The following is an 11771-nucleotide window of genomic DNA, read 5'->3' as shown; positions in this document are numbered from 1 at the left end:
AGTTCCAGCGCGGCGGTCCGGGTGTAGTTGATGACACCCGCCTTGGCCGCCGCGTACGCCGCGTAGCCCGGCGCCGCACGGCATCCGGGTCAACGCGATCGCGCCCGACATCACGCTCACCGAGGGGCTGGCGCAGCTCGGCGGCGAGGCGGCGCTGACCCGGACCGGCCACGTCGTGCCGCTGGGGCGGCCTGGCCACGTCGACGAAATCGCCAGCGTCGCAGTGTTCCTCGCGTCGAACATGTCGGCGTACCTGACCGGGCAGACCCTGCACGTCGACGGCGGCACCCACGCGGCGAGCGGTTGGTATCACGACCCCCGGACGGGTGAGTACCGGCTCGGCCCGTCCGGCTAGTGGCTCCACCCCTCGGCGGCCTGCTCGGAGAAGGTGCGGTCAATGCGCTCGAACCTGCGGCGGATCGAGGCGCGGGCGGCCTCGTGCGGCAGCACGTACAGGCGGTTGGCCAGGATCGCATCCGCCGTCAACCGGGCGACATCTTCCACGCCGACGCCCTCGTCCTGAGTCGGGAGCGTCCCGTCCGCTGCCTTCGGCGAAGACGACAGCCCGTAATCCGCGCCCCGGATCCGTTCCGAGTTGGAGACGAGCTTGGTCTCCACGACCATCGGGCACAGCACCGAAACGCCGATGCCGGCGTCCTTTACCTCGCGGGCGAGCGTCTCGGCCAGGCCGACCACACCGTATTTGGCGACGCCGTACGCCCCCAGGCCGGCGTTGGGAACGAGGCCGGCGAAGGACGCGGTGAAGGCGACGTGGCCGCCCGTGCCCTGTTCGAGCAGCCTCGGCAGGAACGCCTCGACGGCGTGGATGTTGCCCCACAGGTCGATATCGATGACCCAGCGCCAGTCGTCGTGGGTCATCTGGGCGATCGGACCCGCGACCACGATGCCGGCATTGCTGAACACGACGTCGACGCGGCCGAGTAGGCGGAACGATTCTTTCGCGAGGTGAACCATTTCGTGGAGATGCCGGACGTCGCATACCACGCCGTGTGCGTCGAATCCCTGGGCGCGCAGGTGGTTTACCGCCTGCTCCAGCCCGGGCTGATCGACGTCGGAGAGCACCACTCGGGCGCCGCGGCGGACGAATTCGGTGGCCGTGGCCAAACCGATGCCGCTCGCACCGCCGGTGACGACCGTTCCGCGACCTTCGAATCCGTCCATGGGACGGCACTCTATTTCAGGCAGCTACCCGCATCGATGGGCAGGGTCACTCCGGTGACGTAGCGAGATTCGTCCGAGGCGAAGAACAGCACCGCGTTGCTGATGTCGATCGGTTCCACCCACGGGACCGGCAGGGTGTGGAACAGCTGACAGATCGGCGCCATGTCGTCGGGACCCGGATTCTCCAGGTCCGGACGGAACATCTTGAACGTGCCCTCGTTGTGCAGCATCGGGGTCTTGACGTGCGTCGGGTGCACCGAGTTCACCCGGATCATGTGCTGGCCCAGCTCGACTCCGAATGCGCGCATCAACCCGACGACGCCATGTTTGGCGGCGACGTAGTGACCGGTGTGGGGATAGGCCTTCAGTCCGCCGACCGAGCTGGTCAGGATGATCGAACCGCCCCGGCCGCCCGACAGAAGGTGCGGCACACCGGCTTTCACCGTTTTCCACACGCCGGCCAGGTTGATGTCGATCATCTCGGTCCAGTCTTCTTCGCTGGTCTTGTCCAACGTGTCACCCCCGTTGCCGATTCCGGCGTTGGCCACGATGATGTCGAGCCGGCCGAGTTGTTCGACGCCGCTGTCCACCGCCGCCTTCAGGGCCTGGTAGTCGCGCACGTCGACTTCGGCGGTGACGATCCGGCGATTGTGTCCCTTGACCAGGTCGGCCGTCTCAGCGAGATCTTCGGGCGTCGACGCCGGGATCGCGGTGTTCGTAACGCCCTCGCGAATCGGCCTGCAGATGTCGATGGCGATGATGTCGGCACCCTCTTGCGCCAGCCGCACCGCGTGGCTGCGGCCCTGACCGCGTGCCGCTCCGGTGACGAAGGCGACTTTGCCCTCAACACGTCCGGTCATGGCTTCCTCAATTCCTGACTAGTGATCGCACGCCGCAGTGCGGAACCGCCGGAACCGCACCTCCCGGCATTCACTGATCCCGCCGCCTTTGCACTGTGTCACCACCGGTCAAGGGTGTCAACATCAAATCCGTTTTCGCTACTTGCCATTCTGGGCATTAGAGAATCCGGTTCTCGGCACGGTGCGTTATTGGGTCGGTTCCAGGCAATGGGCGGTCTGTGCGTCGCGGCTAGCCGACGAAGCCGCGCGAGCAGAAGTCCCAGACCTCGTCGCCGGTGATGGGGTGGACCGTCGCGTCGTCGGAGCCGCCGCTGGACTGGGCGATGAACATGACGGTCTGCATGGTCATCGCGGCCATTCGCTTCGGATTGACGCCCGCGCGCAATTCACCGGCGTCGGACGCCGCTTCCATCAGTTCGGTGAGCAACGCCAACAGGGGGGCATGCGCGACCTTGACCTCAGCCGGGTGGCTGACCAGCAAACGCGGCGCGAAGTCGGTGAACAGCGGCCGCTTGGCCGTCGGGTCCGGGCGCGAGGCCTCGTAGAGCAGCTGGACGGCGACCTTCAGCCGCTCCAGCGGATCGGTCTGGCTTTCCGTGGCGGCGCGGATCTGGTCGGCGGAGCGGCTCAGCGCGTCTTCGAACAGCGCCAGCAACAGCTCATGCTTGCCGTCGAACTGCAGGTAGAAGCTGCGTAGCGACTGGCGGGACCGGTCGACGACCTCCTGCACGGTAAAGTCCGTGGAGCCCTTCTCGATGATGATGGCCTGGGCCGCGTCGAGGAAGCGCTGAACGCGTTGCGCGGCGCGCAATTTCGCCGTCTTGATCGACCTCTCGACGGCGCGCTGCTTCCAAGCGGGCTCTTCGCTGGGGCTGCTCACAGCCGGCTCGGCTGATTGCCGCGAGGGGAGAACATGGTTGGACTCTACCGGAGAACGCCGTGACATCGCTGCGCTCGACCCCCTCACGGATCATGTGTCGGAGATTGTAACTTTCTCGTCACGAGAATACTATTCTCTTAGACGTGTGTATGGAAGCGTAATCATAAGAGCGAACCGGGCCGTCGGCGGAAATCGTGATCTACCGACGCGGGGAAGCGCTCACGACCGTTGCGGGGAGTCGCGTGCAACTCACCTTTGACGCCGACGTGGAGGCGTTCCGCGCCGAATTCATAGCCTTCCTGGACGCGCATTCACCGTCGGAGTCCGAGGCGTCCGAACGGCCCCGCTCCAGCTCGCACGTGCCGGCCTGGGCCCGGCGCTGGCAACGGCTGTTGTTCGACAGCGGATGGCTGCTCCCCGGCAATCCCCCCGAGTTCGGTGGGCGCAACGCGACGCTGTTGCAGCAATACGTGTACCTGGAGGAGCTGGGGCGGCGGCGCATCTATCAAAGTTTCAATCCGCAGGGCGTGGGCATCATCGCCGCCTCGTTGTTGACCTTCGGCTCGCCCGAACAGAAGCAGAAGTGGGCGGTGCCGATCCTGCGGGCCGAGATCACCGCGTCGCTGGGGATGAGCGAGCCCGGCGCGGGCTCGGACCTGGCGTCGCTGAAAACCCGGGCGGTGCTCGACGGTGACCACTTCGTCGTCAACGGCCAGAAGGTTTGGACATCCGGCGCCCACGATGCCGACGTGCTGCTGACATTCGTGCGCACCGATCCAAAGGTGCCGAAACACAAGGGCATTAGCGTGTTGCTGATCCCCACTGATACCCCCGGTGTGGTGCGCCGCCCGTTCGCGTCGGTGTGCGACAGCGACGAAATCGACTTCAACGAGGTGTTCTTCACCGACGTGCGCGTGCCGGCCGAGAACCTGGTGGGTGAGCTGAACCAGGGATGGCGGGTGGCCACCGGTTCTCTGGGGCACGAACGCGTCATGCTGTGGATGGGATACGTCGACCTGTTGCACGAACTGAGCATCGATTTCCGTCCGTCGGGCCCGCTTGAGCGCGATCGCTACGCCAGCCTGGTGATGGACGCCTACGCGCTGCGGTTGCTGGGCTCCACCGCGTTGTCGCGGGCCGCCCGGGGGGACGAGGATGTTGCGGCCCAGTCGGTGCTGAAGCTGCTGGGCTCCGAGGCCCTACAACGGGCGTCCGAGGACGCCCTGAACGCCGCCGATGCGGAGGGGCTTGTGCACCGCGCGGTGACCGCCCCGTTCGCTCCGCTGAACCTCGACAGCCACTACCGCAGCTGGTTCGACCGGTACGCGCGCACCTTCGCCGCGACGATTGCCGGTGGCACCTCGGAAATTCAGCGGAACATCATCGCCGAGCGGGTGCTGGGGATGCCGAGGAGCTAGCGGGCGTCCAGCCAGGCGTAGTACCCGATCGCGACCAGCCCGGCGGCGATCGACACCGCCCCCAACACCATGCCCGCCAGCGCGGTTCGCGGGTTGCTCGCTTCGCCCCGCGACACCCGCCTGCGCGCGACGTCGCCCGTGATCACCGCCGCGATGCCGAACGGCACCCCGACCAGCATCCAACACGTGCCGACCGCGACCAGACCCACGAGCAGCGAGGCGACGCCCATCTCGTTTCTGGGGGTTGGCTCCGGTTGACTCATCGCGTCCCATCCTGTTGGCGGCCAGACGCAGTCTACGCGCCGGTTCCGGGCCGCGCTTGACGGGCGTGCGAGCCTAGAGTTGGGCGAGCGGCGGCGCAAACCGGTTGTCCACCAGGAGTTTTCCCGCCTCGCGGGTCAGCTCACGGGTGTTGCCCAGCAGGCCGTCCAGAACGAGTGACCGTTTGACATGGCGGTGTAGCGGGTGCTCGGCGGTGAAGCCGATACCGGCCAGCACCTGCTGGCAGTGGCGGGCGGCGGTCAGCGCGGCCTGGCCGGCGGCGGCCTTGGCCAGTAGCGACGCCAGCCCGTCGTGGTCCTCGGCCTGTGCGGCCACGTGCAGCGTCGCTTCGGCGCCCTCGATCGCGACGAGCGTCTCTGCCAACCGGTGTCGGATCGCCTGGAACGAGCTGACGTGCCGGCCGAACTGCACGCGGTCCAACGCATGTCGGCGCGCCAGCGACAGCATGGCCCGCCCGGTGCCGACCAGCCACCAGCCCAGTGCCCGCCTGCCGGCAGCCAGCGCGGCCGGCGGCAGCGAATCCCCTTGCGGCACTCGCTGTGTCGGCAGCGCGTCGTCGATGGCCGAACCGAAGCGCTCGCCACGCTCCCATATCACCCACGAGCCGCCGGTGAACGGTAGCGGTGGGGTGCCGCCGGGTGCCGCGCCGATCTCGCGTGAGACCACGTCGTTGAGCACCGGGGCGTGCGCGCCCGTCTCGCCGAGTAACCGGAACACCAAAGCAACCGCGACGGCGGGCATCTCGTCCAGCATGTCGCGCCAGCCCAGCTCGGTCAGCGCCGCATCGAGCTCGCCTCCGGATGCGGCCGTCATCGTTGTTCGCAGCGAGCTTTCGAGCAGGCGCAGCGACTCGGGATCCGTCGACTCCACGGCTCATTCCTTCCCGAGGTCGAGCAGCCGGCGCGCAATGATGTTGCGTTGGATCTCGGCGGTGCCGCCGTAGATGGTCGCCGCGCGCGAGTACAGGTATTCCGGGCGCCACGGCGTGTCGTCGAGCTCGAGCGTTCCGGGCAGCAGGTCGCGGACGGTGTCGTAGAGCCGTTGCTCGGCGGCGGCGAGCAGCACCTTGTCGATCGACGTGTCCGGTCCCAGCCGCGCCCCGTCGCGCAGTCGGTGCTGGGTGTCACGGGATCGGCAGCGCAGCGTGTGCAGCGCCAGATACGCCGCCCCAAGCGCGGATTCGTCCGGATCGCCGGCGTCGCACGTCTGGGCGATGAGGTCGTCGAAGCGGGAGTAGAGGTAGGCGATCCGCTGCCAGAAGCACGTGGACCGCTCGTAGGGGAGCAGATCCATGGCGAGCCGCCAGCCGTCGCCCGGCCGGCCGAGCATGCGGCTTGCCGGGATCACCACGTCGTCGTAGTAGACCTCGCAGAATTCGTCGACGCCGTGCATCGTCCGGAGCGGCCGGATGGTGATGCCGGGCGTGTCGAGGTCGACGAAGAAGGCGGTGATGCCGTCGTGTCCGGGCGCGGTGCGGGTCAGCAGGACACAGCGGGTGGAGAACTGCGCGAAGCTGGTCCAGACCTTTTGCCCGTTGACGATCCAGTCGTCGCCCCGTTGCGTGGCGCGCGTGGTCAGCGAAGCCAGGTCGCTGCCGGAGCCCGGTTCGGAAAACCCCTGACACCAATGCTCTTCACCGCGAAGCAGCCGTGGCACCATCTCTGCGGCCAGCCCCGGCGGGGCGTAATCGATCATCGTGGGCGCGAGCACCTCGAGCATCGAATAGGGGCCCGGCTCGGCGAGGCGGCGGCCGACCACCTCTTCGCCGACGATCGCGCGCAGCACCGCGGGGCCGCCCAATCCGCCGACTTCGGTGGGCCAGCCGTAGCGCATCCAGTCGGCGTCGTACAGGGCGCGGCTGACCCTGGCGAATTGCCGCATGTGGCCCTGAAGGGAGTGGTCGGGACCGGGGGTTAGATCATTGTCGTCGAGCCACGCACGCAAGCCCGCCCGGAACTCCGCGACATTCACGGCGTGGGACGGCCGACGGCGTGCGGGCGCCCGGAGTCGTGCACGCCGCTGCGGCGGATGAACGTCATGGCACGGGTTTTCAGTCGCCATCCGTCGGGGGTGCGGGCGTAGGTGTCGCGGTAGTAGCCGATCCGCATGTCATGGGTGGCGTGGTCGATGAAGCACAACGGCTGGGTGCCGCTGGCGGAGTCGCCGTCGATGTCGACGAGCGCTGTTCCGGTGAGGAACAGGCCCTTTGGCGCGGCTGCCACCAGCTCCGGAAATCTGTCCAGCCGGTAGGTGTCTCCGAACGCGCTGTAGGTTCCGTCCGGGGTGAACACCCCGATCAGCCCGTCGATGTCCTCCTGGGTGATGGTGACCGCGTACCGGGCGAGCAGCTGCTGAATCTCGACCAGGTCGTCAGTTCGGGTTGGCTGTCTTGTTGACATAGACCTTGCCGCCTTTCATGACAAAGCTCACGTTCTGGGTAACGGTGATGTCTTCCAGGGGGTTTCCCGGCACCGCGATGATGTCGGCGAGCTGACCCGTCACGAGCCGGCCCCGGTCGGTCGAGTTGATCAGTTCGGCCGCGGTCACCGTCGCCGCCCGCAACACGGCCAGCGGTGGCAGGCCCCAGTTCACCAGGGTGACCAACTCGTCGGCGTTGCGTCCGTGCGGGATCGCCGGCGCGTCGGTGCCGACCGCGATCTTCACGCCGGCCTCGTGGGCGGCCAGGATCGAGGTCCGCGCCTTGGGGAACATCTCGGCGGCCTTGGCCTGCAACTCCGGGGCAGCGTGCGAGACGTCCATGGCATCGCCGTCGGCCAGGCGCCGGGTGCTCACCAGGAAGGTGCCGTGCTCGACCATCGACGCGATCGCGTCGTCGTCGATCAAGAACCCATGCTCGACGCAGTCGATGCCGGCGTCGACGGCATGCACGACCGCCTCGGCGCCATGCGTGTGAGCGGCGACGCGCAGCCCTCGCCGATGCGCCTCGTCGACGATCGCGCGCAGTTCCTCGTCCGAATAGTGTTGCGCGCCCGGCGGACCGGTCAGTGACATCACTCCGCCCGAGCAGCAGACCTTGATCAGTTCGGCGCCGTGTTTGATCTGGTAGCGCACCGCCTTGCGGATCTCGTCGATGCCGTTGGCGATGCCCTCCTCGACGGTCAACTCCAAAGTGTGTGGCGCGAACGCCGCGAACATCGTCGGGTCCAGGTGCCCGCCGGTGGGGGTGATGGCATGACCGGCCGGTACCACGCGCGGGCCGTCGATCCAGCCGGCGTCGATGGCCTTGGCCAGTGCGACGTCCAAGAGGTAGCCACCGGTCTTGACGAAAAGGCCGAGGTTGCGCACGGTGGTGAACCCGGCGCGCAGCGTACGGCGCGCATTGCCGACCGCGCGCAGCACCCGAGTCGGTGGGTCATCCTGAACCTGGGACAGTCCGGGTTTTTCACCGCGGCCACCCATCAACAGGTTGACCTCCATGTCCATCAGCCCGGGCAGCAGGATCGCCTCGCCGAGGTCGATCAGTTCACCTTCGGGCTCCCCGCCGACACCCGCGATCCGGTCGCCCTCGACCTGCACCAAACCGGGGGAGACGATCTTGCCGGCGTCGATGTCGAGCAGCCCGGCGGCTTTGAGCGTCAACACCTGATCAGATCACCGGTTCCCGGATGCACTCCACCCAGGCCGCCCCGCTGTCCGGCACGCGCGGCTGTTTCCAGGCCTCGACCGGAAACGACACCATGACCAGCGACTGCATCATGTGCATGAGAGTCTTTGCGTCGTCGGGCAGATCGTCCAACGGGTACTTGTCGCAGTAGGCGATGACGTCGTTGAGGCGCGGGAACGCGGCGTCGTAGAACGCCTGCATTTCCGGCATGGTCGAGGCCAGCCGCTTGGCGTACCGCTCGGGCTCGGTGGCCAGATCCCAGTCCAGGTAGGGCTCGAGCTCGGCGAATTCAGACGGTAACGCCATTGTCCTGGTACTCCTTCACGTAGTCACCGGTCGTCTTGTGCAGATGACGGATCAAGACTTCTTGGTCGCACAGGAGGAACTCTGTGACGGCCCGCGTGCCGATCATCGTTTGGGTCGCCTCCAGCGTGTTGGCGTCCTGCAGCGCGTACTCCTTGAATGTCACGGCGGCCAACTCCTGGGCAAGGCGTTCCCGCGCATTGCGCGGCGGGACGAAATACAGAGTGCACTCGAAGATGTGCTTGTCCACGGCGGTCGGCCAATAGTGGTAGGTCAGGAACCAGCCGGGTTCCCAGATCAGCAGCATGAAGTTCGGGTAGAAGAGCAACGAGTCGATGCCCCACTGTGGCACCCGCTTGACGTTGACTCCCGGCGGCAGCTCCAGGTTTTCGATGATCTCCGGCTTGTCCCACGGACCGAACAAGCCGCTGCGCAACACCTGGTCCATCGGCTTCACCATTGACATGTCCGAGGGAGGCGCCTGGCCGCCCCAGGTCGACTGCAGGCTGTGCGGGCCGGCCAGCTCATAGTGCAGCGCCTCGTAGCCGTACTTCTGGATCTTGGCGGCTTCTTCCTTGGTGTATTGCCCCTGGTGCAGGATCGGCGCGTGGTAGAACTCGACGAACGCGTCGATGAACAACTTCCAGTTGCTGCCTACCTCGGCCCGGTAGGAGTAGGTCTCCGTCATCTCGCCGAAGGGATAACCCTCGATGCTCTTGGCCAGCGGCCCCAGATAGTCGGTGAGCGGCGCCGCATTGTGGTCGAAGTTGATGAAAATGAAGCCTTCCCACACCTCGCAGCGGACCGGCGCCAGGCCGAAGTTGCTCTTGTCGAGGTCGAAGAACTCTTCCTCCTGCTGGACGAAGGTCAGGTCACCGTCGAGGCTGTACCGCCAGGCGTGGTACTTGCAGGTGAACTGCCGGCAGGTGCCCGACGTCTCCTCGTTGGGAAAGTCGTTCCATACCAACTTGTTTCCGCGGTGGCGGCAGACGTTGTGGAAAGCCTTGACCGAGCCGTCCTTGGTCTTGACGATGATCACCGACGTGCCGGGCCCCGCCGACGGCAATTCCCTGGTGAAGTAGCTGCCCGCGCGGGGGAGTCGGTTGACGCGGCCGACGTTGAGCCACGTGCGCCGAAAGACCGCCTCCCGCTCCGCATCGAAGAATGCCGGATCGATCGAGTCGCCGTAATCGACCGGTGCGGTGCCGAGTTCGGGATAGTTCTCTGTCCAGCTGCCGGCGGCCGGCTTGGGGAAGTGGGGCAACTTGCTACCTCTCTGGGTGTTCGGCGTTCTCGAGCTCTACGCCAAAAGTGTTGAAGGCCATGGCCAGCAGGGCATAACAGCCGACCGTGAAGACGAAATCCATGCGCTGCTGGTCATTGAGGCGCGCACCGAGCGCGGCCCAGGTCTCGTCGGACAGCTGCGACTTCTCCTCGAGCTCGTCGACGCCGGCGATCACCACGCTGTCGAACTCGTCGAAGCCGCCGGCGTCCCCGCCGGCAAAACTTCGCACCGCGGCGATCTCGTCGTCGGTCATTCCCTCGGCCTTGGCCATCGAGACGTGATGGGACCACTCGTAGGCGCAGCCGCGGCGATGCGCGACCCGCAGGATGGCCAGTTCGCGGATGCGGGGCGGCAGCGTGGACGAGGTCAAGAGGTGGACGTTGAAGCGGAGAAACGCCTTGGCCAGCGCAGGATGGTGGGCGAGGGTGCTGAGCGCGTTGTTGGTGTCCGCGTCGCGCATCGCCGAGAGTGCCTTGCGGGCCGTGTCGTCCCACTGGTCAGCCGGCAGCGGCGCCAACCGCATCCGCGTGCTCCTCTCACCATCCTCCCTGCCACCTCTCGGTGAAGGAGAATCAGATTCTCATTTCCAACTAATAGGTTTGCACGAATCGAGCGGCCGGTCAATGGCAACCGCCGTCGACCCGACCGGGCCCGACCCGGTGAGCGGCCCCGACGGGTCGATGTGCCCGCCTGCCTGCTGGAACGCCGGTGGCGGTGCCACCCGGTGGGTCAACTTGGGCAGTCACCTTTGGCGCTTGCTCGCGGGGAGGCGGCCGCTACGCGGCCCCGTTCCGCGCCCGGTCGGCCCGCGCGCGCGGGCCGCGCGGCCGATGGATGTTGATTCTCGCCTGGCGAGAAGATAGTTTTCATTTTAGTGATCTTGGCACGGGACAGCGATTCGCCGAGGCTGCGTGTGAGCGGAATCGAATAGACGGACCCGATGGAAGGGCAACGGCCATGAACAAAGAAGACATGATCCTGATCAGCGTCGACGACCACACCGTCGAACCGCCGGACATGTTCAAGAACCACCTGCCGAAGAAGTACCAAGACGACGCGCCTCGGCTGGTGCACAACGCCGACGGCTCGGACATGTGGAAGTTCCGCGACACGGTCATCCCGAACGTGGCATTGAACGCGGTCGCCGGACGGCCGAAGGAGGAGTACGGCATCGAGCCGACAGGGCTCGACGAGATCCGCCCCGGTTGTTACAACGTCGACGAGCGCGTCAAGGACATGAACGCCGGCGGCATCCTGGCCTCGATCTGCTTCCCCTCGTTTCCCGGCTTCGCCGGTCGGCTGTTCGCCACCGAGGATCACGATTTCTCCATAGCGCTGGTGCAGGCTTACAACGACTGGCACATCGACGAGTGGTGCGGCGCCTACCCGGCGCGATTCATCCCGATGGCGATCCCGGTGATCTGGGACGCCGAGGCGTGCGCCGCCGAGGTGCGCCGGGTGTCGAAGAAGGGCGTGCACGCGCTGACCTTCACCGAAAACCCCGCCGCGATGGGCTATCCCAGCTTCCACGACGAGTACTGGAACCCGCTGTGGAAAGCCTTGGTGGAGACCGACACCGTGATGAACGTGCACATCGGTTCCTCGGGCCGGCTGGCCATCACCGCGCCCGACGCGCCGATGGACGTGATGATCACGCTGCAGCCGATGAACATCGTGCAGGCCGCCGCCGACCTGTTGTGGTCGCGGCCGATCAAGGAATACCCGGACCTGAGGATCGCGCTCTCCGAGGGTGGAACCGGCTGGATTCCCTACTTCCTGGAGCGTGCCGACCGGACCTACGAGATGCATTCCGCCTGGACGCACCAGGACTTCAGGGGCAAGCTGCCCAGCGAAGTTTTCCGCGACCACTTCCTGACCTGCTTCATCAGCGACAAGGTCGGTGTGGCGCTGCGCAACATGATCGGCATCGACAACA

General features: G+C 66.5%; 13 protein-coding genes and 1 pseudogene. 3 read left to right on the top strand and 11 right to left on the bottom strand.

The window, feature by feature from the left end:
* Positions 1-70 precede the first annotated feature (70 nt).
* Positions 71-355: pseudogene (locus tag A5713_RS27200) on the top strand (SDR family NAD(P)-dependent oxidoreductase); the annotation flags it as partial.
* Here A5713_RS27200 and A5713_RS02595 read toward each other — a convergent pair.
* From A5713_RS02595 to A5713_RS02585, 3 genes are all read right to left on the bottom strand, one after another.
* Positions 352-1182, bottom strand: a complete 831-nt coding sequence (locus A5713_RS02595; RefSeq protein ID WP_068092218.1) for an SDR family NAD(P)-dependent oxidoreductase — start codon at positions 1180-1182, stop codon at positions 352-354. The pseudogene A5713_RS27200 and the gene A5713_RS02595 sit on opposite strands and share 4 nt — an antisense overlap.
* Positions 1183-1193: 11 nt before the next feature.
* Positions 1194-2042, bottom strand: coding sequence for a mycofactocin-coupled SDR family oxidoreductase (locus A5713_RS02590; RefSeq protein ID WP_068092212.1), 849 nt, complete (start codon positions 2040-2042; stop codon positions 1194-1196).
* 229 nt (positions 2043-2271) lie between these two features.
* Positions 2272-2922, bottom strand: coding sequence for a TetR/AcrR family transcriptional regulator (locus tag A5713_RS02585; protein WP_068092209.1), 651 nt, complete (start codon positions 2920-2922; stop codon positions 2272-2274).
* A gap of 242 nt (positions 2923-3164) precedes the next feature.
* Here A5713_RS02585 and A5713_RS02580 point away from each other — a divergent pair, with 242 nt between their 5' ends.
* A complete protein-coding gene (locus A5713_RS02580; RefSeq protein ID WP_068092205.1) occupies positions 3165-4340 on the top strand; it encodes an acyl-CoA dehydrogenase family protein in 1176 nt (391 codons plus the stop codon).
* Here the strand turns inward: A5713_RS02580 and A5713_RS02575 are convergent.
* From A5713_RS02575 to A5713_RS02540, 8 genes are all read right to left on the bottom strand, one after another.
* Positions 4337-4603 (bottom strand): DUF4190 domain-containing protein, encoded by a 267-nt coding sequence (locus A5713_RS02575; RefSeq protein ID WP_068092203.1) that lies wholly within the window; start codon positions 4601-4603, stop codon positions 4337-4339. The two genes, A5713_RS02580 and A5713_RS02575, sit on opposite strands and share 4 nt — an antisense overlap.
* A gap of 73 nt (positions 4604-4676) precedes the next feature.
* The gene (locus tag A5713_RS02570; RefSeq protein ID WP_082972729.1) at positions 4677-5435 is read right to left on the bottom strand and encodes an acyl-CoA dehydrogenase family protein; all 759 of its coding nucleotides are present in this window, start codon (positions 5433-5435) and stop codon (positions 4677-4679) included.
* A gap of 60 nt (positions 5436-5495) precedes the next feature.
* Positions 5496-6593, bottom strand: coding sequence for an acyl-CoA dehydrogenase family protein (locus tag A5713_RS02565; RefSeq protein WP_068092197.1), 1098 nt, complete (start codon positions 6591-6593; stop codon positions 5496-5498).
* Positions 6590-7021 carry a nuclear transport factor 2 family protein gene (locus tag A5713_RS02560; protein WP_067921276.1) on the bottom strand — a complete coding sequence of 144 codons (432 nt, stop codon included), beginning with the start codon at positions 7019-7021 and terminating at the stop codon, positions 6590-6592. Before A5713_RS02560 ends, A5713_RS02565 begins: the two co-directional genes overlap by 4 nt.
* Entirely contained in the window at positions 6993-8225 is a 1233-nt protein-coding gene (locus tag A5713_RS02555) for an amidohydrolase family protein (protein WP_068092194.1), read from the bottom strand. Before A5713_RS02555 ends, A5713_RS02560 begins: the two co-directional genes overlap by 29 nt.
* Positions 8226-8229: 4 nt before the next feature.
* A complete protein-coding gene (locus tag A5713_RS02550; RefSeq protein ID WP_067921280.1) occupies positions 8230-8553 on the bottom strand; it encodes a hypothetical protein in 324 nt (107 codons plus the stop codon).
* Positions 8537-9814, bottom strand: coding sequence for an aromatic ring-hydroxylating dioxygenase subunit alpha (locus A5713_RS02545; protein WP_068092192.1), 1278 nt, complete (start codon positions 9812-9814; stop codon positions 8537-8539). The genes A5713_RS02550 and A5713_RS02545 overlap by 17 nt, the downstream gene beginning before the upstream one ends.
* A gap of 4 nt (positions 9815-9818) precedes the next feature.
* On the bottom strand, positions 9819-10358 hold the full coding sequence (locus tag A5713_RS02540; protein WP_068092189.1) for a carboxymuconolactone decarboxylase family protein: 540 nt from the start codon (positions 10356-10358) through the stop codon (positions 9819-9821).
* Between the two features lie 434 nt (positions 10359-10792).
* Between A5713_RS02540 and A5713_RS02535 the strand changes: the two genes are divergently transcribed.
* Positions 10793-11771, top strand: a 979-nt coding sequence (locus A5713_RS02535) for an amidohydrolase family protein (protein WP_068092186.1), incomplete at its 3' end; no start/stop codon positions are given.

This window comes from Mycobacterium sp. E2497, assembly GCF_001668695.1.
Lineage (GTDB): Bacteria > Actinomycetota > Actinomycetes > Mycobacteriales > Mycobacteriaceae > Mycobacterium.
This window is presented reverse-complemented; position numbering and strand designations above follow the sequence as displayed.